Raw genomic sequence first — 24,311 nt, forward strand, 5'->3', positions numbered from 1 at the left:
GTAGATGCGGCCCGATGCAGTGCCGCTGCCGGTGGTCTTGATACCGCCGGCATAGGTGCCCGGCGCCACGAACACGGTGGTGCTCGGCCTGATCGCTGCCTTGGCGGCGCGCGCCAGGGTCTTGAACGGTGCGGCCTTGGTGCCGGCCGCGGTGTCGGAACCGGTCGGCGACACGTAGTAGTTATAGGTGGTGGCCGGAGTCGCGGCGGCGCTGCCGAAGGCGCCCAGCAGAGCGGCGGCGGCGGCGGCGCAGTGGACAGCGTGGCGACGGGTGTTCGAAGCAAAAGCGAAGGTCTTGGTCATTTGTAGTTTTCCTGTGTGCCCGACTGAGCGGGCAAGAACTTTGGGCAAAGAGCGCCCCAGTGCACCGGGAAATCCCGGTACAGCCGGCCACCTGTGAAAGAGCGGTGGCGTCGTCCTGGTTGCTGGATCAGGCACACATGCTTGTGGGCCTTCGGGTGTGCCGGCGGGAGTGGCCGCCTGCACGGGATGGAGCTGCCGATACTGCTTAAGCGTGGTCAGTGTGTCGGGCCAGGGCCGGAAGCCGGGGTGCTTGCGCCGGCGTCCTGCTGCCCGGTTTGCGGCTGTGGCTGCGGCTGCTTGCTGTCGTAGCCGGTCAGTTCGAACGCCTGGGTCGTCACCTCTGCCGTCTGGCCAGTGGCGCCGGCGTTGCTGGCGCTGCCTGCCGCTTCGGTGCTTGCAGCGGATGCTCCAGGGATTGCCGTTGGTGCCGCTTGAATGCTTGCCGCCGGTGCTGCTTCCGTGCTCGCTTCGACTGCTGCGGCCGGTGCGGCGGTGCTGGCAGCGGCCAGGTCGCGGGCGTCGGTGCTCACGCTGGCGGCGGTAGCCGCCAGTTGGTCAGCCCCCGCGTCGATATTGCCGCCACCACAGGCCGACAGCACGACGGTGGCGCCGCAGCACAGCAGGATATCGATACGAAGCTTGGAAGCGTAAGCCTTGAATTGTTTCATGCAAACCCAGTGCCTCAAAAAGTGAACGTAACCCTTTGAGGGGCGGAAACTTCCTTAGTTCAACGTTTTCGGAAAAAAATTCTCCGGAAGTATTAATCCTTTAAGACAAAGTTCCATCAGGAAATCAAACACTTGCATGAGCTAGATCGAACATCATCACGCAACCAAAGCGCGGTCCGGACGGTCTTACAAAACAGCTACTAACCAAAAGGAACTGTTAAATGGGCGAGTACATGCAAGTGCGGGCCATGCTGCAAGAAGGCGAGGCCTATGCGGGACTAATCCTGGGCAAGGATGATGAGCCTGATTACCACCTGGTGCTGTTGCCGGACGAGGCGGTGGAGGTCAGCTGGCCGAGCGCCGCCGACTGGGCGCGGGTGCACGGCGGCGTGCTGCCGACGCGGCGCGAGCTGGCTTTATTGTTCGCCAACCAGCGCGAAGGCTTCGATCGCAACTGGTACTGGTCGAGCGAGCCGCACGAAACGCGCACCCAGCTGGTGTGGGGGCAGAATTTCGCGAGCGGTATCCAGACAATCTATGGGCGCCCCTACCGGGGGCATGCGCGGGCGGTGCGGCGCATTGCCGTGCCCTGAAGCGGGCCGGGCCCCGGCGTGTTGCCGGGGGGCCCGGTGGCCTTGTTTGGCAATCAGCGATCAGCGATCAGCGAGCAAGGCCGGGAACGTTCGCGCGGCCGATCGGCTCGTCGATGTTCGCCAGGAACCAGGACGTGGCCGCCATCAGCGCCACATGGCGGCGCAGGTGGTCGGGGTCGACCTTGTCCAGCGTATCGGCCGGGGTATGGTGATAATCGAAATAGCGCGACGTGTCGATCAGCGGCGCGAAGCTCGGCACGCCGGCGCGTTCCAGGCCCGATAGGTCACCGGTCGACAGTGCGTCTTCGCGGCGGAACAGGCCCGCACCGATCGGCTGCAGCGCCGCCTGCAGCGGTGCGAACAGCTTGCTCGACGTGGCCGGCACGCTGGCGCGCAGGCCGAACGGACGTCCGGCGCCATTGTCGCTTTCGATCGCGCCAAAGTGCTTCTCGGCATTGGCCTGCTCGGCGGCCAGGTAGCCGCGCGCGCCGCGCATGCCGTTCTCTTCGTTCATCCACGCGATCATGCGAATGGTGCGGCGCGGACGGTAGTCGAGTTTTTTCAGCGTCTCGAGCACGGCCATCGCACTGGCGACGCCGGCGGCATCATCATGCGCGCCGGTGGCCAGGTCCCAGGAGTCCAGATGGCCCGAGACGATCACGATCTCGTCCGGTTTGTCGGTGCCGGGCAAGTCGGCGATCACGTTATAGCTGTCGGCATCCGGCAGGTTCTGCGGGGTCAGCACCAGTTTCATGCTGAGCGGCCCGCGCCCGGCCAGGCGGCTCATCAGCATCGCGTCCTCGGCGGTCACGGCGGCCGCCGGAATCCGCGCATTGTCCCGCAGGCCGGTCGAGCCCGTGTGCGGCAGGCGGTAGCTGGCGCCGCCCACCGAGCGCACCAGCGCCGCCACCGCACCCAGCTCGGCGGCCAGGCGCGGGCCGTCGCGGCGGTAGGCCGAGGCCTGTCCATAGGCCTGGCCCGCCAGGCCGCGGTCGGCCTGATGCTGGTCGAAGGCCACGTCGAACAGGACGATCCTGCCCTTCACCTCGGCGCCGCGCGCCTTCAGCTCGTCGAAGCTCTTCACCACCACGACCGGCGCAACCAGGCCGCTGGCCGGGGTCGCCCCGGAACCGCCGAGCGCGGTCAGCACGACGCGTTGGGTGATGCCTCGCGGGCGCCCGGTATAGTCGACCAGCTCGCCTGTCTCGAGTCCACGCACCCAGTGCGGCACCTTCACCGGCTGCAGCGTCACCCTGGCGCCGAGCTTGCGCATCGCGTCGGCCACCTGGGTCACCGCTGCCGCCGCACCGGGCGAGCCGGACAAGCGCGGTCCGATCAGGTCGGTCATGTCCGCCATGCGGTTCCAGGCGTAGTCGCTCCCCATCGCCGTGTCGCGGATCTTTGCCAGCGCCGCGGGATCGTTGCCGGGGCTGGCTGCCAGGGCGGCGCTGCTGAGCAGTGCGGCGGCGAGGCTCGCGGCAAGGGTGGTCAGGACGGGGAGGCTGCGGCTGCGGTTCATGCGTCGAATCCTTCATCGGTTCAAGGGATTTCAACGATAGCGCATCCGAAAAATTTTTTGTGAGAAATGTTAGCGTCTTTACACGACTCCCGCCTATCCCGGCACCAGGCGCACCAGGGTGATTTCCGACGGGGCGCCGAAGCGTTTCGGCGGTCCCCAGTAACCGGTGCCGCGGCTAATATAGATCCACATGTCGCGGACCCGGTGCAGGCCGGCCACGAAGGGTTGCTGGAGCGGCACGAACAGGTTCCACGGAAAGAACTGGCCGCCATGCGTATGACCCGACAGCTGCAGGTGGAAGCCCGCCTCCGCCGCCGCCAGGGCGCTGCGCGGCTGGTGAGCGAGCAGGATGCGCACATCGGCCGCGGCGCCTGCCCCGGCGGCGGCCGCGTGCGGGTCGCTCTTGTGCGAGGGGTGGAAATGGTGGGCCGTATAGTCGGCGACGCCGGCGATCATGAGGGTGGCATTGTCGCGGCGCCGCAGCACATGCTGGTTCATCAATACGGTCACGCCGAGCCGGCGCAGCTCGGCGATCCACTCTTCGGCGCCTGAATAGTATTCGTGGTTGCCGGTCACGAAGAACACGCCGTCGCGGGCAGCCAGGCGCGCCAGCGGTTGGGTATGCAGGCTGAGACGGTGCACGCTGCCGTCCACCAGGTCGCCGGTGATCGCGATCGCGTCGGCGCCCAGCTTGTTGACCCGGTTGACGATGGCGTTCAGGTAGGCCCGCTTGATGGTGGGGCCGACGTGGATGTCGGACACCTGGGCGATCGCGTAGCCATGCAGGCTCGGGGGCAGGTTGGCGATCGGCACCTCGACCTTCACCACCCGTGCCAGCCGGCGCGCGTTGACGAAGCCGAGCATCGTGACCCCCAGCGCGGCCAGGGGCGCCACGACGGCGCTGCCGTGGACGATGCCGGGACCGGCCAGGCCGGCCAGCCGCAGCGCCAGCAGCACCAGGTCGCGCGCCAGCGTACATACCAGCAGCGAGGAAAACAATCCCATGGAGAGCAGGCCCATCCATGACACCAGACTCGACCAGCGGCGCCGGCGCAGCGAGGCCGACATCAGCCCGACCGGCACCAGCACGGTCAGCACGACCAGCAACAGCACCCCCGCGACGTTCGCCGGCTGGCCCATCGCGAGGTCGGGCAAGAGGCGCATGCCGATATAAACCTGCAGCAGGACCAGCAGGGACAGGATGGTGGCAAATGATCGGTTCACGGGGCCTGGCGCGGTAAGCAGTAACAAATGTTAATTGGGGTGGCACCGCCCCTCTGCAAGGGCCGCTTTGGATGTGTCGACTGGATGACTGTTTGTAATAATCTGTATTAACGGATGGCAGCACGAACGCCCAGGTCTATAGTTCGTTCCATGCCTGGCGTCGTTCGATCATTCCGATCCCCGCAGAGGCCAAAGGAAAAACCATGTTGAAATCTAAAATTGTTGGTGCGGTGGTTCTGGCCGCGGTTGCCGTCTCGCCGGCGGCAATGGCGGACGACCGTGGTGTGAATACTGCCCTCGGCGCCGTGGTCGGCGCGGCAATCGGCGCCAGCGCCGGCGGCTCGGGCGGCGCCCTGGTGGGCGGCGTGCTGGGTGCGGCGGTGGGCAATTCGATCTCGACCCACAACGACCGCCGCTATTACGACAACCGCAACTACGGCTACAACCGTGGCCACGGTTACAACAGTGGCTACGCCTACGCCCAGCCACGTGCGGTCTACGTCCAGCCACGTCCGGTCTATGTCCAGCCGCGCCCGGTGTATGTCCAGCCGCGCCCGGTCTACGTCGAGCGCCGTGACTATGGCCGCCACGAGCGCCGCGACTGGGACCGCAATGACCGGCACGATCGTCACGATCGCCGCGACTGGGACCGCAACGACCGCGGTGACCGTTGGGATCGCCACGGCCGCTGATCACGAAGCCGCGCTCTGCGCGGCTTTTTTCATGTCCCCCTACTCCTTTCCCTCCTTTCCCCCTCCCCCCGCTTGATCCCGGCGAGGGCGCACGGCGCCAGTCGCGGAGGCAGGCATGGTCCAGCAAGGCACGATCGTTCATTTGGCGCACGGCCAGTACCGGCTGCGCGAAGCGCTGGGCGGCTCGGCCTATGGCGTGGTGTGGCGCGCCGATGCCCCCGGCGGCAGCGTCGCCCTCAAGCTGGTCAACACCGATCAAATGGCGCGCGCCCCGGCCGGGCTGCGCCGCCAATGGATCGACGCCGCCCGCGCCGAGGCGCGCTTCCTGGCCGGCCTTGCCCCCTGGGACGGGCGCCACATCGTGCGCCTGCTCGACAGCGGCAGCATCGACGGCTTGCCGGCGATGGCACTGGAACTGCTCGACGGCGACCTGGCCGCCCATGTGGGCGTGCTGCGCGCCACCGGCCGTCCGCCAGCCCCCGCGCAGGCGCTTGAATGGATCGCCCAGGTCAACCAGGCGTTGGCCAAGGTGCATGCGGCGGGCTTCCGCTACCTCGACCTCAAGCCCGGCAACCTGCTGGTCGAGCGCCGCAGCGGCAACCTGAAGCTGGCCGATTTCGGCACCAGCCGCGCGCTGCCCCCAACGCAAGCCCATGCCTATGCCGGCACCGCCAGCTGGCAGGCGCCGGAACAGTTCTTTCCCCTGGCCCGCGGCCTGTATCGCACGGACCCGCGCAGCGATTATTTTGCACTGGGCGCCCTGCTCTACTGGCTGGTGCGCGGCCAGGCCCTGCGCTACGGCGCGGCCTGCGCCCAGGCCTACGCGGCGCACGGGCCAGACGGCGCCGCCGTGCTGCGGCGCGCGCATGGCGGCCTGCCGCCGACCCTGGAGGCGAGTGAGGCAGCCGGCTTCGCGCAGGCCTTCGGTCCGGCCGCGGCGCAGGCCGATGGCTTGCTACGCGCCCTGCTGGCGCCCGCGCCCGGCGCACGGCCGGCCCACGCGCTCGAGATCAGCCGCATGCTGGACGCCCTACGCGCCCGCATGGATGCGCCGCCACTGCGGAGGGCGGCATGAACCGGCGCCTGGCCGCCGCCGCCCTGGCCCTGGCCTGCGTGTGCGCCTTGCAGCTCCTTGCCATGCTGCTGGCGCCGTCGCGCTACCTGCCGCAGGAGGTGACGCTGCGCCTGGCGCCGGGCGAAGCGATCACCCTAGGCCGCGCCGAACTCGGCGCGCCGCGCGCTGCCGCGCAACAGTTCACGGTGCGGCGCGATGGCGCCGGCCGCTGGTGGCTGCGCAATATCAGCCCGGTGCAGGCCGCGGTGCTGGCGCGCGCGAATGGGCAAAGCCATGTGCGCCAGCATACCGGCAGCGTCGTGCTGGCGGCCGGCCAGCACCTGCAGGCCGGCGCCACGCGTTTCGAGATCGTCGGCGCCGACACCGGCCGGGTGCAGCTGCGCGACAGCCGCCACACCTGGGCCTACGACGGCGCGCTGCTGCTGCGCGACGGTGAACCCCAGGCAGCGTGCCCCGGCGCAGGTATCGCGGCACGCCTGGCCGGCTACTGGAACCGGATCGCGCCGGGCTCCCTGGCTTTACGCCGGCCGCTCGCCTTCGGCGGCCATTTATATTGCGGCAACCGGCTGGCCGTGCCCGGCCTCGACACCGGCAAGCTCGCGCTGGCGCGCGATGCGTCCGGCGCGCTGGCGCTGGATGTGCGCGGATCGCAACCGGTGCTGCTGCAGGACGGCAGCGGCTGGATCGATGCCGCGCGGCGCGAGCATGCACTCGACGGCGTGGAGTCGCTCGCGGTCGGCCGCACCCGCTTCGCCGTATCCGCCAATGCCGATGCGAACGCCGACACCTTGCGCCTGCGCCCGGCCAGCCAGGTCGAGCTGTTCGCCGAACCGAAGGCCGACCTGCCGTCAAGCGTGGAGTGGCACTGGAGCGGCCGGTCGCTATGGCGTTTCACGGCGCCGTCCGGCGCGGCATGGTGCGCGGCGCTGGCCATGCTGCTGTTGGGCGGAGCGGCCGGCCTGCGTTCCTGCGCGCCGGTACGCACCCCTGGAGCAATGGCGAAGCTGGCGCTGTCCTGCGCCATCCCCGCATGCGCGGCCTTGCTGCTGGTGATGCAGCGTAGCGGCGCGGCGCCCGGCGCCGGCTGGCCGCTGCTGCTGGACTGGAGCGCGCTCTGGCATGCGTTGCTGTGGCCGCGGCGCGTGCCGGTACTGGGCGCGCTGGCGCTGCTGCTGCTCGGCGCCGGCCTGCTGGTGCAACTGGAACTGGGACTCGGGGCGCGCGACACGTCCTGGATGCGTCATGTGGAGAACAGTTGCGTGCTGCTTGCCGCCGGCCTGCCGCTCGGCCTGATGCTGTTTGGGGGCATGGCGCGCGGAACAGTGTCGCGGGGCCTGACCGAATGGCTGCTGGTGGCGCTGGCACTCGGCGCGCTGGCAGGCCTGGTGCTGCAGGTGGCCTTCGGCGACGAAACCGGCGTGTTCGACATCCAGCCGGTCGAATTCGCCAAGCTGGCGCTGGCCGCGCTGAGCGCGCATTGCCTGGCGCTCGCCACCGGTAGCAGGGACGGGAACCGACGGCGCGGCTGGCGCGACTGGCTGCGCATGCTGGCGCCGGCGCTGCTGTTCGTGCTGCTGCTGGCGGTGGCCCTGGTGCAGGTCGACGATTACTCTCCGCTGATCCTGCTGCTGGTGTGGGCGGTGGTGACCTTCCTGGCCTGGTGCCTGGCCACCGGGCGCCGCCTGCAGGCGGCGGCTGCGGGTGGGCTGTGCTGCGCGCTGCTGGGCGGCGCCCTCGCCCTGCAATCGGCGGACCCCGCCTTGCGCGGCGGCTTCTACGCCGAACGTTTCCAGGTATGGGCCGACCCGGGCGCCCATCCGCACACCGGCCAGCAGATGCTGCTCGGCGCGCGCGCCGTCGCCGCAGGCGGCTGGCTGGGGGCGGACGGTGTGCTCGGGCTGGCCTCGCTCGGCGCGGCGGCCGATGCAGGAACAGATGCGGCGCTGCGCATCCCGGCGGTGCAGGACGACTTCGCCCCTTCCTTCCTGGTCAACCGCCACGGCCTGCTCGGGGGCCTGCTGTTGTGGGCGCTGCAGGCGGCGCTGCTGGCGTCCCTGCTGCATGCCGCCGCCAGCGCGTGGCGCAGCGCGGCGGGTTTCGGCGACTTCCGGCGCGCCTGGCTCGGGCGCTTCCAGTGCTTCGTGCTGGCCGGCGGCGCGGCTTTCCTGGGCGGACATTTCTTGCTGTCCTGGGGCACCAACCTGGCCTTGTTTCCGATCATGGGCCAGCCGATGAGTTTTCTGTCGAGCGGCGGCTCGCACCTGCTGTTTTTCATCTGCCCCCTGCTAGCGTTCGGCATGGCGAGCGTTCAATCTTTCGAGGAGAATCCATCATGCCGGTCTACGTGCAACACCAGGTCCTAGCCAGGGTCGACGATGTCTTCAATGCCGAAGCGCTGTGGCAGGCGCCGGGCCTGGCGCTGTTCGCGCGCCGCCCGCTGCTGCGCGACCTGCTGGAGCGCTCGCCGCGCGAACAGCGCGGGCGCGCCGCCACCCGCTGCTTCTCCCATGTCACCCTGATGCTGCCGCAGGACGAGATCGACGACGACCGCCACCTGACCCGCGGCGCGCGGGTGCGCGACCTGGCGCAGTCGCTGGCGGCCCTGCACCAGAAGGACTTCGGCGACCTGCTGGGCGGCGAAGACGTGCGCTACCACGTGGTCGGCATGGACTCGGTGCCGGCCGGCGAAGTCAAGGTGAAGTTCGGCCACGCCGTCTACCTGCCGGCGCCGGGCGAGCAGCTGCTGTACACGGTCACGGCCTCGCGCGACAGCGCCATCTGGCAGCCGGTGTGCGCAGTGTATCCGGACCAGCGCCTGACCCTGGTCGGCCAGGACGAGGCCAGCGCCACCTTCGCGGTGCCCGGCTGGTCGTTCGGACTCGATGCCGGGATCCTGCTGGTCAACGACGGGCCGGACAGCCCGATCGAGGTGCAGGTGCGGCCCAAGGACAGTCTCGACTGCCAATACGACGCGGCCAACGGCTATTACGTCATCCGCGCTAAAAAGGATGGCGCCGCAACCGGCGCTCAGCGCCTGCTCCTGAAGATCACCCGCGCGCAAGCCGCGGCCCGGCCTGCGCCGGCACCTCCGCCTGCGCCGACGCCGCCGGGCGCGGCGCCGGCCCGTATTCCCTCGGTCTGGAAGCCGCGCGTCGCCGGCGACGAGATGACCGCCATGCCGATTGCCGTCGCGCCGGTCGCTGGCGCGCCCGTGCCGCCCTTCGAGAACGACGCCACCTATGCCCCGGTGGCGCGCCACCGCATCACGCTGGCCGCGCTCGCGCTGCCGCGCCTGAGCCGCTACCGCGACACCGGCGCCGCCGCGCTCGAGATCGGCCTTGGCGCAGGACTCGATCCCGCCGCGCCGGGCGAGGACAGCGTGATCCGCTTCGCCGTCGACGATGCCGACGAGGTACACGCGATCACCGCCGCCGGCCGCCAGCGCGTGGGCGTGCCGGCGCAGTTCGCGCCGCTCGACGGCGCCGGCATCCGCCTGCACGCGGCGCCGCCGCAGATGGCGGACCGCTATGCCGCGCTGCTGGAGCTGCCGCAGGGACCGGTGCAGCCGGCGGCGGCCGGCGCCCGCCTGGTGTTCGGGCGCGGCATGCCGGCGCTGGCCGCGCTGCGCGTGCTCGATGGCCCGGCTTTCCTGCGCCAGCTCGACGGCAGCGCCGCGGCCAGCGCCGACCGCCTCGGCCTGTCGCGCAATGCCTTCGGCTGGGAAGCCACGAGCGAGGGCTTGCGCGTGGTGCGCATGTCCGAAACCCAGGCCCTGTTCCACCTCGACGCCGACCTTCGGCTGGTGGCCCAGGTGCTCGCGGCCACCGACGAGCAGCCCTACCTGATCCCGCCAGGCCACCACCTGGTCGCCGGCCATTACGTGCTGCGCTTCGACGCCTGAGGTTCGCCATGCCATTGGACGCCATGCCCTCCGCGACCACGGTCGCCGCCTATGCCGCCGGCCTGCTGCTGACCCTGTGCCTGGCGGCCTGCTTGAGCCCGCGCGCCTGGTGGCGCCGCGCGAATGCGCGCGCCCTCGCGGTGCTGGTGGGTGGAACGGCGCTGCTGGGAGGATTGCTGCAGGCGGCGTTCGGGCCGGATGCCGGTGTGCGAGCGCCGAAGCCGGCGCCCCAGCTGTTGGCCGGTGCGCCGGTGGCCGGAGCCCAGTACCGCGTGCGCGAGCATCTGAATTTGCGGGAAGACACCGGCACCGATGCGCGCCGCCTGGCCGTGGTGCCGCCCGGGACGCCGGTGACGGCCACCGGCCTGCGCCGCGGCGACTGGTGGCAGGTCAGTGCCGTGGTGGACGGCCGCCGCCTGGACGGCTGGGCCAGCAGCCTGTGGCTGCGCCGCGCCGACGAGGTGTCAAGCCTCTTCTGAGGCGTTCAAGCGCATCGGATTGAAATACAGGCCCTTGGCGCACTGGGTCGGGCCGACCCGCACGAAGCCGAAGGACTCGTACACCGGCACCGCGAAGTTCGAGGAATTCACCGTGAAGCTGCCGTCACCGCCCGCCGCCAGCGCCGCGTCGCGCGCCGCGTTCCACAGGGCGCGTGCCAGGCCGCGGCGGTGCCAGCGCTTGCCGACGAACAGGTGGAACAGGTGGCCGCGGTCGCGCACCGCCACGAAACCGGCCACTTCGCCGTCGACCACGGCCACGTGGTAGACATGCCCGCGCGCCAGGAAGCCGCGCACGCCCATCTCGTCGTTTTCGGCGAGGAAGGTCGACGCCCCCTCGGGCGGCGATTCGTGCACGATGTATTCGCGCGCCAGTTCGCGCAACAAGGCCGCCACGGCGGGGATGTCAGCGGCCACCAGCGGTCGGATCAGCATGTCTTTCATGGCGAACGTGTTTTGGGAACGCCACAATATCACAGAATAGAATTGCCACGAGGCAATTTTATTGACCATGGGCAGTGACTCCACCTACACTGTCCAGATCATGCCAGAATCCAGCCCCAGCGTTCCGCCTTCTCCGCTTGCTTCACCGCTGGCGCCGCCGTTTCCGGCTCGGGTTTCAGCACAAGCGCGGCGCCCCAAGGTGCCCCTGACCCGGCCGCTGCGCCATGCACGCTATCGCAACATCTGGATGGCGAACATGGTCTCGAACATGGGCACCTGGATCCAGACCTTCGCCTCGGCCTGGCTGGTCGCCTCGCTGTCGGGCTCGGCCTCGATCACCTCGCTGGTGCAGACCGCCACCTATGTGCCGGTCTTCGTGTTCGCCCTGCTGGCGGGCGTGGTGGCCGATACCGTGCACCGGCCCAAGTTCCTGTTCTACTGCAACCTGTACATGGCGCTGTGCGCCGCCGTCATGGCGCTGCTGGTCACCAGCGGACGGGTCAGCACGGTGCCGGTGCTGGTGCTGACCTTCTGCATCGGCATCGGCACCGCCTTCACCTGGCCGGCCTGGCAGGCCGCCATGTCAGGCCTGGTGGACGCGGACGAAGTGGAAGCCGCCGCCACCCTCAACAACCTGTCGTACAACCTGTCGGCCATCATCGGGCCGGCGCTGGGCGGCCTGCTGTTCGGCTGGATCGGACCGAGCGCGCTGTTCCTGGCCAATGCCCTCTCGTTCGCTGGCCTGCTCGGCGTGTACTGGGCCTGGTGGCAGGAGCGCACGCCCCAGCCGACGGTGAAAGAAGGCTTCCGCGAGCGCTTCGTGCACGGCTTGACGACCGCGTTCGGCTGCCCGCGCTACCGCCGCATCCTGCGCAACGTCTGCTCGGTGTTCTTCTCGACCATCGCCTTTGCCAGCCTGCTGCCGGTGTTCGTGCGCGAGGTCTTGCGCATGCAGTCCAGCACCTACGGCACCCTGATGGGCTGCCTGGGCGGCGGCTGCGTGATCGCCGCCTTCTTCCTGCCCCAGCTGCGGGTCCGCTTCGACAAGACCTGCGTCCTGGCCGGCGCCCTGGTCGCGTACGGCGCCATGCTGGTGGCGATGGCGCTCACCCGTTCGCTGCTCGTGCTGGTGCCGCTGATCCTGTGCGGCGGCATGGCCTGGTCGGCCACCGTGTCGACCCTGAACGCCGCGGCCCAGCTGTCCTTCCCGGCCGCGATCCGCGCCCGCACCCTGTCGATCTACCTGTTCGTGATGTCGGCCGGCTACGTCGGCGGCAGCCTGTTCTGGGGCCAGGTGGCCGACCATTGGGGCGTACGCGCGGCCTTCGGCGCCGCCGGAGCCTGCGTGCTGGCCAACGCCCTGGTGCTGGTGACGGGAAGCCGGAAAAACCCGCTCTAATCGCGCCTTCGGCGGCGCTTGTTCAGGTGTAAAGTAGCAGGATTGCCATCACAGTCCTCGACATGCCGCCTGAATTGTTCGACCGCCCGTCCGACCTCCTGTCCGATTTCCAGTTCGCGCCGCGCTACGACGTGGCCGTCGCCAGCCGCCGCGGCAGCGGCCACCTGCAGCGGCTTGAAAACCAGGACAATTTCGTCGTCATCGACTTCGCCGGCCAGGCCAGCTACCTGCTTGGGCAGCAGGTGCAGCGCAGCGTCGTGCGCGGCTGGCCCGCGGGGCATGGCCGGGTGGCGGTGCTGGACGGGATGGGCGGGCACGGCCATGGGCGCGAGGCGGCCGAGGCGGTGGCCGCCGGCCTGCTCACGGTGCCGCCCTGCCGCAGCGCCGCCGAACTGGGGCGCCACCTCGACGTGCTGCACGCCGAACTGCAGCGCCATTTTTCCTTCGAGGCCGGCGCCCGGCCCGGCACCACGTTGACGATGCTCGAACTGCCGGAAGGCAGCGCGCCGCTGCTCTATCACGTGGGCGATTCGCGCCTGTACGAGGTCAAGCCGGGGCGCGCCAAGCCGCTGACGGTCGACCATGTGCCGGCCACTGCGGCCGCGCTCGCCGGACACATCGATGAAGCCGGCTGGTGGCGCCAGGTGCACGGCGCGCATGCGCCGCAGATCGCCCAGGCATTCATCCTCGGCAATGCGTTCAGCAACCCGGCGCAGCTGTCGAACCCGCTGTTCGAGCTGACGCCGCTGAACCTGCCATCCTGGCTGTGTACCCTGCCGGACCGGCGCGTCCTGCGCCTGCGCCCGGACGCCTGCTACCTGCTCGCGACCGACGGTTTCTGGTCCTGCGCCGAACCCGACCGTTTTGTCGGCCGCTGGCCGGATCTGCTCGCCGGCGCTCCCGATGCCGCAGCCATGGTCGGGCGCCTGTTCGGCGCGCTCGAGACTGCTCCGCCGGACGGACTGCATGCCGACAACCTGACCGCGCTGGTGCTGCGGCCCTTGCAGGCGCAGGCGGGCAGTCACGCAGACGAAACCGCGCTGCCTGCGTAGCATCGTTAGAAAATTCCTAACAGAAAATAATGTTGCTAATCAATGAATTCGGCGCGCCGCTGGACAGTAAAACGGCGTAAGCTTTGCAATGTTGTCGAATACAAGCGAATTAGCCCCCTTGCCATGAACCGCTGCCGCAATCCCGAGCATCCGCACTGCACCGTCTGGGTCATGCCAGGCGAAGGGGCATGCGCGCACGGGCATGCCCAGCCGGCAACGCAATCCCCTCCCGCCGGCCTGGTTCCCAGTACCGTGGCGGGCGGCCTGCCATCGAGCTTCGACGCCATCAGCGCCCTGCGCGCGCAGCGCACCTCAGGCGCCGTAGCGGCTGTCCCGCCTGCCGCCGGCGCCCACTCGCTACAGCGCCCACAGCTGCACATCAGCGGCTTCGATCCGCGCGCGGCGGGCGGACGCCAGGCCATCAAGCTGGAGCTGCACGGCATGCCGATGGATTGCGCGACCGAGCTGACCATGCTGGTGCGCTCCGGCCTGCGCCTGCGCGACGGCGAACGCTATGCTTTCCAGCGCACTTCGCGCGGCGACTGGCGCCCGGTGTTCCTGGAATTTTCGTCGCGCGGCCTCGAGCACGGCCAGTACCGCATCGACATCGAACTGCACAGCCGCCAGGCCATGGCGCGCACCTGGACCTGCTCGCCGGTAGTCCTGGTGCCGCGCCAGGATGCCAGCCTGGGCGAAATCCACCAGACCTTCCTCGCCACCCACAAGAACGTGCGCGTGGTCGCCGATGACGCCGGCATTGCCCGCGTGGCGGCGCCCGGCGGCGGCAGCATCGACATCGACGTCACGGCCCGCAACGCCTCGATCGCCCAGCTCGACATCCGCGATCCGCGCGATGGCGGCGGCAAGGTCGACCTCGGCTTTTCCACCATCGCCTGGGACGAAGACCTGATCGAGATCGATGTGCCCGTCGACGCCGCCGGCCATCCCTGCCCGGCCAGCAGCGCCTGCCTGGTGCATGCCGAGCCCGACTCGAGTGTGCAGCGCCACCTGCGCCTGTTTGCGCTCGACGAATGCGTGCTCGGGCGTTTCGAAGAGTTTGAACCGGAAGCAGACCTGCTGCTGCTGCACTACGGCGAGCACAATGGGGAACACGTGGGTGAACGCGGCGGCCTGACGCGCCGCCTGTCGGGACGGCATGCCGTCATCCGGCAGGGCCGGCACGGTTTCGAGATCGAGGACGTGTCGCGCTACGGCCTGCTGCTCGACGGCGTGTGGCCCGGCAAGCACGCGCCGGTGCCGCTCCGGCTCGGCATGCGGATCGGGCTCACCGCCAGCATTCGCGGGGTAGTCGAGCTCGAAGTGACGGCCTTGCTGCCGCATGGCGTGATCCTGCACCGCGTCGACGCGGGTGCGCGCGCCGAGGCTTTCTGCATCCTGGCGCCGGAGACCGGGCCGGGCCGGCGCCCAATCGATCATGCGGCCCAGCCGCGCGCGGCCGGCATGCCGCTGCTGTTCCACCGCGACGGCGGTTTCTGGCACCTGGACCCGGTTACCGGCACAGAGACCGCGCTGGCGCCGGGCGTGCGCTTCGAGGGCCTGCGCGGGATGGGCTGGCAGCTGCGGTTTACCCCCCAGGCGTACCCTGAAACGGCCGTGGAAACACGCACGCGCGCCCCCCGCGCCGGCGAGCGCCGGCGTGCACATCCGTCGATCCCTGCCGCCTGGCTGGGCGCCTAGCCTGGCTTGGAGCGCCTGACGCTCTTAACGCAAGACCAGGAAGACCAGGGCGACACCGGCCAGCAGCGCCGCCTGCAGCGCGAAGACGATGACCGGAATCTTCAGGTGTTCTGGAATGTTCATGGCGTGTCCTTTCGTTTGCAGGACATAAAAAACCCGTTCGGGCATACCAGCTTACGCCCGATTCCTTGCCACGACAATCAGTCAGGCCGCCCTTCGTGGCGCCAGGCCGCCGGCCAGGCCGGCAGCGGGATACGCTCGTCGTCGCCCGGCACCGGCACGAAGGCGTTGGCTTCCCAGTCGCGCGCGGCCTGCTCGATGCGCTCGCGGCTGCTGGAGACGAAGTTCCAGAAGATGTAGCGGCGCCCGTCGAGCGGCGCGCCGCCGATCAGCACGAAGCGCGCGCCGGCGCTCGACGACACCCGCACCTGCATGCCCGGCTCGAGCATCGCCATGGTGTTGGCCGGGATGGCCTCGCCATCCACCTCGATGGCGCCCATCGGCGCGTAGACGGCGCTCTCCTCCGGCAGGCCGCCGAGATCGATCGACCCGCCCGGGGCCAGTTGCACGTCGAGATAGAGCGTATCGCTGAAGGTCGGCACCGGCGAAGAGCGGCCGAAGGCCGAGCCCACCAGGACACGCACCGTCGCACCTTCGAATGCGACTTCGGGAATGTCGGCCGCGGGTGTGTGCGAGAAGGCGGCCGGCGCTTCTTCGTGCTCGCGCGGCAGCGCCGCCCACAGCTGCAGGCCATGGGTACGGCGCACGCGGTCCAGCAGGTCGTCCGGAGTGCGCTCGGAATGGACGATGCCGCTGCCGGCCGTCATCCAGTTGATCGCGCCGGGCTCGATGCGCTGCTCGGTGCCCAGGCTGTCGCGGTGCATGATCGCGCCTTCGAACAGGTAAGTGACGGTGGCCAGACCGATGTGCGGGTGCGGGCGCACGTCGTGGCGCGCGCCGGGCTGCGCTTCCACCGGCCCCATGTGGTCGAAGAACAGGAAGGGCCCGACCGACTGGCGCGCGGCCGCCGGCAGGATGCGCCGGACAGTGAAGCCGCCGCCGAGGTCCTTGTCATGCGATTTGAACAGGTGGGCAATGGCCATGGCTATTCCTCCGTGCTTGAGCGATCCGGCTACTTTACACCATCTCAGATCAGCTCGCGCACCACGCGAAAGCCCACGATGTCGTTCGCCAGCGCACTCGAAAAACCATTGCGCAAGGCGGAACGCAGGTAGCGCGGGTGGTACAGCCACGAGCCGCCGCGCAGGACGCGGCGGCCCTCCACGTCCTCGGCGCCGCCGTCTTCCCATGCGCTGCCGTCGAGCGGCGCGCCTTCGTAGTTGTCGTGCACCGGGTCCTGCACCCACTCCCACACGTTACCGTGCATGTCGTACAAGCCCCAGGGGTTGGCCGGGAACATGCCGCCCGGCGTGGTGCCGCGCCGGAAGGCGCCGCGCGGGCCGCCGTTATAGCTGTAGCTGCCGTCGTAGTTGGCCTGTTCGGGACTGATGCTGTCGCCGAAGCTGAACGCGCTGCGGGTGCCGGCCCGGCAGGCATACTCCCATTCGGCTTCGCTCGGCAGCCGGTAGCGCTGGCCAGTGGCCGCCGACAGCCAGTGCAGGTAGCGCTGCGCGTCGTGCCAGGTAACGCCCACCACCGGATGCGCATCGGTCTGCACGAAGCCCGGATCGGCCCAGTTCACCTCGCCCTGCGGCGCCCAGCCGGTGGCGGCCACGAACACCCGCCACTCGCCCACCGTGACCGGAGTGCGTCCCATCGCGAACGGCCGCTCGATGCCGACCCAGCGCTGCGGCGTCTCGCGCTCCAGCCATTTTTGCTGCGCACCGGCCGCCATCGCGATCTTGCGCTCGTGTTCGTGGGAGCCCATCTGGAAGCGCCCTGTCGGGACCAGCACCAGCGCGGGTCCGCTGCCGGCGCCATCGAGGAAGGGGTCGCGCAGGACGCCGTCTGCATCGGCCACCGGGCTGGAGGGAGTCGGCATCAGCTGCTGCAGCGCGCTTGCGGTGCGCGCCGCCTGCAGTTCACGTGCGCGCTTCTGCTCCGCCAGGTAGGTCGCGGCCGCCCTGAGGTGGGCCGCCTTGCGCTGCGCCTCTTCCTCGGCCAGGCGCGCCTTGGCGACTTCTTCTTCGCGCCGGGCCAGCAGCTGCCGGCGCAGCGCCTCCTTGCGCGCCGCCCGCGCCGCTTCCTGGGCCGCGCGCTCCAGGCGCTGCTGCTCGCGGCGCTGACGCTCGACCAAGGTCCGCGCCGCGGCCCGCGCCTGTTGTTCGAGCTGCGCCTTTTTCTGCTGCTGCGCCGCCTGTTCGCGTTCGTGGCGTTCGTGCTCCGCGCGCGCTGCCGCCTCGAGGGCGGCAAGTTCTTCCGGCGACTGGCCGGCCGCGTCGCGCAGCCCCTCCAGCAGCGCGCGCACGCTGGCCGGGCGCGCCGCAGGATCGGGCGCCAGGCCTGCGCGCAATGCGTCCCACTGGTGCGGCGCCAGGGCATCCGGCGCTTCCGGCGCTTCCGAGGACATTGCCGGCAGCGCGCCTGCCAGCATCTGGACCATCATCCGTGCCACGGCGTACACGTCGAGCGCCGGCGCCGGCTGGATGTGCGGATTACCGGCTTCGGGCGCGCGGTAGCCAGGGGTACCGGAGGTGCCGGGGGCGTCCAGCGCGGCGCCGCCATTTCCATGACTGCGGGCGCGTGCCGCGATGCCGAAGTCGAGCAGCTTCACCTCGCCGCGCCGTGTGACGAACACGTTGGCAGGCTTGATGTCGCGGTGCACCAGGCCGTGCTTCTCCCAGGCGTAGTCGAGGGCCGCGGCCACCGGCTCGAGCAGCGCCAGCACGCGCTCGAAGGGCAGCCGCCCCTCGCGCGCCAGCAGGCTGTCGAGGTCTTCGCCCTCGAGGCATTCCATGATGATGAAATAGCTCGCGGTGGCCGGGTCCTGGGCCCATTCGTAGACGCGCACGATGTGCTCGTGCGCCAGGCGGCGCGCGCGGGTGGCTTCCTGGATCAGGAGCTTGGCCTGCGGGGCCGACTGGGTCAGCTGGGGCGGCAGGATCTTCAGCGCCACCTGGGCGCTGTGGCCCAGCTCCGCATGCGTTGCCAGGTCGGTCGCCTGCCACACCGCGCCCATGCCGCCATGGGCCATCAGGCGCTCCAGTCGGTAGCGGCGGTTCTGCGGACCGACTTCCTGGCCGGCCATCAGGCCGATCTCGGTGCCGGGACGCGATGCGCGCGCCGGAGGGCCTTCGTCCACGGTAGGATCGGGCTGGTAAGCCGCATCCAGGATCGCGTTCTTGCGCAGGTCGAATTCAAGACGGCTCAGCAGGCCATCCTCGTGCAGCGCACGCAATTCGCGGATCTTGTCGATGGCGGTCTGCATTGCTTCCTTCACGACGCCTTCATGGCTGCAGCGCCGCGCCGCAGGTGGCGCAGAAGCGCTCGCCCTCGCGCGCCGGGTGGCCGTGGGCGCACTGGCGCACCGCCCCGGCAATGCCGCGGGCCTGGGTCGCCAGCAGCTCGACCTGGTGGCGCCGGTCGCGGTCGACTTCCAGCGCGCGCCTGGCCTGTTCGTCGCGCACCAGCTGCAGCGCGTCATGCGTCGTCAGCTTGCCCTCCCCCCCCGGGGTGGCGAATTCGGCCAGGGCGGCCAGCTGTTCGGCATCCATGCCCGCATGCACCCGGGTTTTCATGAAGTCGGTGAGCAGCGCGGCATTCGGCGCGGCGGCCAGGGCCAGCTTGGCGGTGTCGTCCATCGCGGCAAAGGCCTCCAGGCGGCGCAGCTCCAGCGCGTGACGGCGCTCCTCGGCGTCGAGCTGGACGTCCTGCAGCGCGCGCGCCTGGCGCGCATCGAGGTCGATGGTGCGCGCCAGCTTGTCCTGCTGCGCCAGCGTGCGGGTGGACTCGATGCGCTGGCGCGCCTGTTCGTCTTCCCACTCCAGCAGGCGTTCGGCCTCGCGCCGGCGCGCTGCGTTGGCCAGCGCCAGCGTCTGCTGGCGCGCCAGGTGTTCTTCTTCGTCGATCTCGCGCGAGCGCCGCGCCACGTCGGCTTCGCTGGCGCGCAGGCGCACCAGCTCCGCCTGCCGGCGCGCGGCGTCCTCGATCAGGGCGGCCTGTTCGATCTTGTTGCGGATCTGCTGCTGCAGTAGACCCTGCGAAAAGCGCTGGCGGGCAATGGCCTGCGCCTGGCGCGCCTCGTGCTGCGCCACTTCAAGCTCGCTGCGCATCCGCACCCCGGCCAGCGCGCGCAGGTGCTGCCATTCATGGGCCTCGTCGGAGCGCCGCGCGCCCTTCTGGGCAAACTCGTGTTCCAGTTCGGCCACCGCGTCGCCCGCGCCGCGTTCCAGCGCCTGCTTGCGCGTAGTGGCGTCCAGGATGCGCGCATACAGCTCGATCTGGCGCGCGCGCACCGCATGCGCACGGTCAGCGCCCTGCAGCGACAGTTCGGCGCGGTTGACGGCGTCGTCCTGGCGCAGCTCGCGCTCGCGCTGGCGCACGCGCGCATTCTGCTCGGTGCGGCGCAGGCGCTGCCATTCCTCGGCGTCGTACAGGTCGTCGAGGTGCCTGGCATGCTCGATCTGCACGTGGCGCTCGTCGGCGGCCAGCCACAGGCTGCCGACCCTGGCGCGGTTGGCGTCGTACTTGTCGTGGCGCAGTTCGACGGTATCGACCTTCACCGCCGCCAGCCCGTATTCGGCCAGCAGCGGCGCCAGGCCGCCCAGCAGGCGCTGCTCGAACTGCTCGCGGAGTGCAGGCGGTCGATCGGCGCCGGCCATGTCGCGGATCGAACGGGCGCCGACGAATTCCCCGGCCAGCTGGCGCACCGGGGCCGCCAGCAGTTCGCGCAGTTCGTTCGTGCCGATGGTGCCGGGCACCGTCATGAAGTGGCGTGCAAAGGCCGGCACGTTCTCGATGCGCAGGCTCACGCTCAGGCGGGCGACCACCGCCAATTGCTCGGAAGTGAGGACCTCGTCGAAACGGAAGTCGACCGGCAGCGCGCCGGTGCGGGTGACCAGGATTTCGGCATGCTGGTCGCGCAGCAGGTGGTTCAGGCGCGTGAAGAAGCCCTCGATCTCGTATTCGCCCTGGGGCACTTCGGTGGCCTTGTCGCCTTGCAGGATGTAGGCGCGCGCCGTGGCCGGCACGCGCAGCGTCTTGACGAACACGCCCGACAGCTCGCGCACACCGAAGAACACGGCCAGTTCGTCCGGGCCGGCCACCCAGCGATTGTCGCGCAGCACCGGCGCCGCTTTCGCGCCGCCCAATCCGAACTTCTGGAACATATCGACTCCATTTCAGCATTACAACAAAGCGCCCACCGATTCTAACAAAGCCGCGCGCGATTCAAATGATCCCGATCCGGTCCACGCAGGCCAGGCTCGCGCCGCGCTCCCGCAGCGTCTCGCGCCAGCCTTGCGGCAGCCCGGGCTCCCAGGCGCGCGGCACCAGCACCCGGTCGCCCGGCGCCGCTTCGCGCACCAGCAGCGCGCACTTGGGCTCCAGCCCTTCGACCGTCTCGACCCGGCCGGCGTGCCAGCTGGAAGACTGGCCGGTGGCGAGCACCCGGCCGCGCGGCAGGAATTCGCGGCCGCGCGCCATGCGGTCGGCCATGACCAGGGCCAGCTCGAACGAGCCGCCCTGGAAGCGCGCTTCCCCGAAACGCACCGTGGTGCGCCACTGTCCCACCCCACGGCCGTCGTGGTGGCGCGCGCCGGCCAGCACCGCGCGCACGCGGGCCTGCAGCGCGGCATCGGCGCCGGGCGCCGCGATGCTGGCTTCTTCCTCGCTGTCCTCGCACTCGTGCGGCGCGGGACGGACGCTGACCTCGACCCAGCACAGGCTGTCGCCGGCGCCGCCGCTGACCAGCGGGAACCAGGCGCGCGCCGCCGCGACGCCCGCCGCTGGATCGGGATGCCCGCTGACGGCACCGAGGTGCGGCAGACCGCCCTCGCCGCCGGCCAGTACCCTGGGCGGCACTTGCTGCAAGCCATGGCCGTCGATGCGCCCGAGCTGCCAGGCGTCGGACCAGCCATTCGCCACCACCGGCAACTGGCCGGGCGCCGGCTGCCACACGCCGCGCACGATGCGGTCGGCCAGCACGCAAGCCAGTTCCCAGTCGCGGCTGCCGGCCATGGGCGCGCGGTCGAGGCTGAGCACCACCTGTTCGCGGCTGTCGAAACGCGGCTCGGTATGGCGCGCCAGGCGCACCACTTCCTGCATGCGCTGCGCCAGCGCCGGCGCATCCGGCACGCTGCACTTGACGTCGGCGCGGCCGCCGCGCGGGCGTACGCTCGCCGTCACCGTGATGTACGTGCCGTCCGGCGCGATGCTGCGAACCGTCACGGGTGCGTTCATGCCGCGTCTCCCGCGGTATCGTCCCGCACTGCACGCCGCGCCGCGCAATCGCATTCGAGGTTGGCGACGATGCGGTCGGCCTCTCCCAAGAGGGCCGGCACCTGCGCAGGCTCGCCCATCTTCATGCGCGCCAGCAGTGCCCACGCTTCGTCCAGCGCGGCCACGGCGCGGCCGCTGTGGCGGGCGCGCCGCAGCTGTTCGGCGGCCGCCAGCGGCTGGCCGGGCGCGGATAGTTCGAGTGCCGGCATGGTCCCCACCGACAGGCTGACCAGGTCGAGCCGGCGCAGCAGCTCCTGGTGACGGCGGAAGTCCGCGCAGTCGGCCGGCAGCACGGCCAGGCGCAGGCCGCACATCAGGCCGGGCAGTTCGAGGAACAGTCGGCGCAATGCCCTCGCATCTTCCTTCGCTGCGTCGAAGGCCTCGTATTGCGGCGCCGCTGGAGCCGCTTCCGGCACAGGCTGCAGCGCAGGCTGGAGTGCGATTCGCGCCGCCAGCAGCGCCGCCAGGTCGCGCGACGCGCCCAGGTCGACCGGCACGCAGTCGTCCACCATCACGCCGAAGCGCGTGTACAGCAGCTGGTTGAAACCGGCGCGGAAGGTGTTCCACTCCTCGAAACTGGTGCAGGGCGGCAGGTCCAGGTTGCCCTGCGCAAGTTCGCGCTGCAGGGCCGCCTGCATGGTCGCCACGAACGCGTCCAGCGCCACCCGCTCGCCCGCCTCGCTGGCGAGGAACAGGTCGAAGCGTTGCTGGACTTCACGCGGATCCGGTGCGTCGATGGCGAAGCGCACCCGCAGGCCGATCTCCGGCGCGGCGGCGAACGGCGCCAGGTCGCAGCCGTAGGGGCCCGGATGGACGCACCAGGCGCTTTCGCCATCCAGGATCGCGACGCGCGCGCCCTCGCTCAGGCGCCGGGTGTGGCCCGCGCGGTTGGCCAGCACGGCGAAGCAGCCGGCCGGCACCGTGCAGCCCCGCGCCAGCGGCAGCGCGATGCAACCCGCGCCCAGGCCGGCAAGGTCGGGCGGTGGCTGGCGGAACGGCCGTGTAAACAGGTTCAGCATGCGTTGACGAAAAAGCGTGCGCCGTGACGCTGGAAGTGCTGTGCCGGCGCCGCGTCGAACGGCCACGGACCTTCGCACTCGCCGTCGCTGTCGAGCAGACCCTCCAGCACGGTGGCTCCGGCGCCGTCCACCACGCGCAAGGCTTGCGCCCCCCGCAGCAGTTCGGCGGCCAGCGGCGACTGCGGGTCGAGCTGCAGTATCACCCGGTCCGCCACGAAATGCAGGCGCCATGCGCCGTCATCGGTGACCAGGGTGTCGAGCGCCATGCCGCCGTCGGCGGCGCGCAGCATGCCGGCGCTGCCGCTCCACGGTCGCGGCTTCGCCTGCGCGCGGCGGGCGTCGGCCAGCGTGCGCAGGCGGCGCGCCGTCAGCGGCGAGGCCTGCAGCGCGCCGCGTTCCCCAGGCGTCAGCGGGCGGCTGCCGTCGAGCGCCCCCAACAGGGTCGCGTCGTCCAGCATCAGGCGGTCGCCTTCGACCCGCCGCCCGGTCAGCAGTTGCGCCTGCAGCTTGCGGTCCAGTTCCGTCATGCCCATCATCTATCCTCCTTCAGCCGCAGGATGGCGGCGTCGCGCCGTTTTCGCAGGGTCGGCAGCGAAACGTCGTCCAGCAGCGCGAGTTGCTGCATGGTCGGCAGTTCGCCGGTGGCCGGATCGAGCCATTCGGACGGATAACTGTCGTCGAAGGGCCCGAGCAGCTTCAGGTAGACCGCCAGCCGCACCGGCAGCGAATCGTCCGCCATCATCCGCAACGCCCAGCTGCCGCGCTCCTGCGCCGCCGCTGCCACTTGCAGGTAGCGGGGGGAGAGTGAAACGCGCTGGGCCACGGCCTCGAGCAACAAGGCTAGCCCGTCGTCCGCGGGCATGTCCTCGTCCGTCACCGGAGCAACGAGGTCGAGCTCTTCCTGCAGCGTTTCCAGCACCAGGTCCGGGCCCGGGGTGCTGGCCGCTTCCGATTCGCCCAGCACACGCCAGTAGTCGTCCAGCCAGGCGCCGGCGTCGTTCGCGTCCTGCAGCCAGTCGCAGTCCTGGTTGGACGACAGGGCCTGGTATTCGCCGATCTCGCGCAGCATCGCGCCGATCTTTTCCGGATGGTCCTTCAGGCTGGCGAAACGCTTGGAGCGGGTGTGCAGCGGGCCGGCGGCGCCGGTGAAGCGCTCCAGGGTTTCGCTCCAGCGCAAGATCCATTCTGGGCGGCAGTCGGCCACGGTGCGCAGCTGGCGCGCCTCGATCGGCTCGGCCTCGAGCACGCGCCCCAGGATGGCCCCTATCTGCTCGCGGTGCTCGCGCCAGGCCGCAAACAGGCGCACCAGCTCGCCGTAGGCGGTATCGAGCATCCGGTAGGCGTACATGCGGTTCGGGCTGCAGGGGCGGCCGCAGGCCGCCTGGTAATTGTCGCTGTCGACCTTGTCGCGCAAGACCGCATACATGTCGTTGAACTTCTTGCGCAACAGCGCGTCGCCGCCTGCGGACGTCCAGAACGCCGGCATGCGCGCGTGCTCGTTCGAGACCGCCGTGCACAGGGCGGCCCAGTCGGCGCACCTGGCCTGCAGTTCGTAGAGCAGGCTCAGGGCGAGTTCCAGGACGGTGTCACCGTAGCTGTTGCCGGCCATGTCGCCGCGGCGGCCGCCGGCATGCAGGGCCTGCGCCGTCACATCGACGTACTCGGCCAGCAGCGCATTGCGGCCGGGGTCGGGATCGAGCAGCCGCGCCGGGCTCATGCGGGCGAGCGCCTGCAGCGAGCATTGCCCCAGCAACTTGCGGACCTGCTCCCAACCATGTTCCTGGTACCGGGTTCCCGGCAAACGCATACCTGCCTCATCCTCGCTAGC

The 24,311-nt window shown here is 70.2% G+C and carries 21 protein-coding genes; 9 read left to right on the top strand and 12 right to left on the bottom strand.

The annotated features are described in order from the left end of the window. A partial coding sequence (locus AC56LU_RS22750; RefSeq protein ID WP_497177876.1) for a DUF1565 domain-containing protein occupies positions 1-303 on the bottom strand: 303 nt, incomplete at its 3' end. Between the two features lie 215 nt (positions 304-518). Continuing rightward, positions 519-971 (bottom strand): hypothetical protein, encoded by a 453-nt coding sequence (locus tag AC56LU_RS22755; RefSeq protein WP_497177877.1) that lies wholly within the window; start codon positions 969-971, stop codon positions 519-521. Positions 972-1,192: 221 nt separating this feature from the next. Between AC56LU_RS22755 and AC56LU_RS22760 the strand changes: the two genes are divergently transcribed. Beyond that, the gene (locus AC56LU_RS22760; RefSeq protein WP_497177878.1) at positions 1,193-1,564 is read left to right on the top strand and encodes an Lcl C-terminal domain-containing protein; all 372 of its coding nucleotides are present in this window, start codon (positions 1,193-1,195) and stop codon (positions 1,562-1,564) included. Positions 1,565-1,631: 67 nt separating this feature from the next. On the opposite strand, the gene AC56LU_RS22765 is transcribed toward AC56LU_RS22760, so the two are convergent. Together AC56LU_RS22765 and AC56LU_RS22770 are read right to left on the bottom strand one after the other, a co-directional pair. Then, entirely contained in the window at positions 1,632-3,083 is a 1,452-nt protein-coding gene (locus AC56LU_RS22765) for a M20/M25/M40 family metallo-hydrolase (RefSeq protein ID WP_497177879.1), read from the bottom strand. 93 nt (positions 3,084-3,176) lie between these two features. Continuing rightward, positions 3,177-4,247, bottom strand: a complete 1,071-nt coding sequence (locus AC56LU_RS22770) for a metallophosphoesterase (RefSeq protein WP_497177934.1) — start codon at positions 4,245-4,247, stop codon at positions 3,177-3,179. A 263-nt stretch (positions 4,248-4,510) separates the two neighbouring features. Between AC56LU_RS22770 and AC56LU_RS22775 the strand changes: the two genes are divergently transcribed. From AC56LU_RS22775 to AC56LU_RS22795, 5 genes are all read left to right on the top strand, one after another. Continuing rightward, entirely contained in the window at positions 4,511-4,999 is a 489-nt protein-coding gene (locus AC56LU_RS22775; RefSeq protein WP_497177880.1) for a PXPV repeat protein, read from the top strand. A gap of 115 nt (positions 5,000-5,114) precedes the next feature. Then, a complete protein-coding gene (locus AC56LU_RS22780; RefSeq protein WP_497177881.1) occupies positions 5,115-6,074 on the top strand; it encodes a serine/threonine-protein kinase in 960 nt (319 codons plus the stop codon). Continuing rightward, on the top strand, positions 6,071-8,437 hold the full coding sequence (locus tag AC56LU_RS22785) for an FtsW/RodA/SpoVE family cell cycle protein (RefSeq protein ID WP_497177882.1): 2,367 nt from the start codon (positions 6,071-6,073) through the stop codon (positions 8,435-8,437). The genes AC56LU_RS22780 and AC56LU_RS22785 overlap by 4 nt, the downstream gene beginning before the upstream one ends. Then, positions 8,407-9,975 carry a hypothetical protein gene (locus AC56LU_RS22790; RefSeq protein WP_497177883.1) on the top strand — a complete coding sequence of 523 codons (1,569 nt, stop codon included), beginning with the start codon at positions 8,407-8,409 and terminating at the stop codon, positions 9,973-9,975. Before AC56LU_RS22785 ends, AC56LU_RS22790 begins: the two co-directional genes overlap by 31 nt. An 8-nt stretch (positions 9,976-9,983) precedes the next feature. Further along, entirely contained in the window at positions 9,984-10,454 is a 471-nt protein-coding gene (locus AC56LU_RS22795) for an SH3 domain-containing protein (protein ID WP_497177884.1), read from the top strand. On the opposite strand, the gene AC56LU_RS22800 is transcribed toward AC56LU_RS22795, so the two are convergent. Continuing rightward, positions 10,440-10,907 (bottom strand): GNAT family N-acetyltransferase, encoded by a 468-nt coding sequence (locus AC56LU_RS22800; protein WP_497177885.1) that lies wholly within the window; start codon positions 10,905-10,907, stop codon positions 10,440-10,442. The two genes, AC56LU_RS22795 and AC56LU_RS22800, sit on opposite strands and share 15 nt — an antisense overlap. A gap of 208 nt (positions 10,908-11,115) precedes the next feature. Between AC56LU_RS22800 and AC56LU_RS22805 the strand changes: the two genes are divergently transcribed. The 3 genes from AC56LU_RS22805 (at position 11,116) to AC56LU_RS22815 (ending at position 15,065) form a co-directional block, all read left to right on the top strand. Continuing rightward, complete coding sequence (locus tag AC56LU_RS22805) at positions 11,116-12,315, top strand: MFS transporter (protein ID WP_497177886.1); 1,200 nt, start codon at positions 11,116-11,118, stop codon at positions 12,313-12,315. 62 nt (positions 12,316-12,377) lie between these two features. Beyond that, a complete protein-coding gene (locus tag AC56LU_RS22810; protein WP_497177887.1) occupies positions 12,378-13,367 on the top strand; it encodes a PP2C family protein-serine/threonine phosphatase in 990 nt (329 codons plus the stop codon). A 123-nt stretch (positions 13,368-13,490) separates the two neighbouring features. Continuing rightward, on the top strand, positions 13,491-15,065 hold the full coding sequence (locus tag AC56LU_RS22815; RefSeq protein WP_497177888.1) for an FHA domain-containing protein: 1,575 nt from the start codon (positions 13,491-13,493) through the stop codon (positions 15,063-15,065). A 200-nt stretch (positions 15,066-15,265) separates the two neighbouring features. On the opposite strand, the gene AC56LU_RS22820 is transcribed toward AC56LU_RS22815, so the two are convergent. The 7 genes from AC56LU_RS22820 to AC56LU_RS22850 form a co-directional block, all read right to left on the bottom strand. After that, positions 15,266-16,168, bottom strand: coding sequence for a pirin family protein (locus AC56LU_RS22820; RefSeq protein ID WP_497177889.1), 903 nt, complete (start codon positions 16,166-16,168; stop codon positions 15,266-15,268). 44 nt (positions 16,169-16,212) lie between these two features. Then, complete coding sequence (locus tag AC56LU_RS22825) at positions 16,213-18,453, bottom strand: bifunctional serine/threonine-protein kinase/formylglycine-generating enzyme family protein (RefSeq protein ID WP_497177935.1); 2,241 nt, start codon at positions 18,451-18,453, stop codon at positions 16,213-16,215. A 19-nt stretch (positions 18,454-18,472) separates the two neighbouring features. Further along, positions 18,473-20,353 (bottom strand): hypothetical protein, encoded by a 1,881-nt coding sequence (locus AC56LU_RS22830; protein WP_497177890.1) that lies wholly within the window; start codon positions 20,351-20,353, stop codon positions 18,473-18,475. A 61-nt stretch (positions 20,354-20,414) separates the two neighbouring features. Beyond that, complete coding sequence (locus tag AC56LU_RS22835; protein WP_497177891.1) at positions 20,415-21,425, bottom strand: hypothetical protein; 1,011 nt, start codon at positions 21,423-21,425, stop codon at positions 20,415-20,417. Beyond that, the gene (locus tag AC56LU_RS22840) at positions 21,422-22,483 is read right to left on the bottom strand and encodes a hypothetical protein (protein ID WP_497177892.1); all 1,062 of its coding nucleotides are present in this window, start codon (positions 22,481-22,483) and stop codon (positions 21,422-21,424) included. Before AC56LU_RS22840 ends, AC56LU_RS22835 begins: the two co-directional genes overlap by 4 nt. Then, positions 22,477-23,019 (bottom strand): hypothetical protein, encoded by a 543-nt coding sequence (locus AC56LU_RS22845; RefSeq protein WP_497177893.1) that lies wholly within the window; start codon positions 23,017-23,019, stop codon positions 22,477-22,479. The genes AC56LU_RS22840 and AC56LU_RS22845 overlap by 7 nt, the downstream gene beginning before the upstream one ends. After that, positions 23,016-24,290: a hypothetical protein gene (locus AC56LU_RS22850; RefSeq protein WP_497177894.1), complete on the bottom strand. Its 1,275-nt coding sequence runs from the start codon at positions 24,288-24,290 to the stop codon at positions 23,016-23,018. The genes AC56LU_RS22845 and AC56LU_RS22850 overlap by 4 nt, the downstream gene beginning before the upstream one ends. Positions 24,291-24,311: the final 21 nt, after the last annotated feature.

It is taken from the genome of Telluria sp. PB2R4 (genome assembly GCF_059685695.1).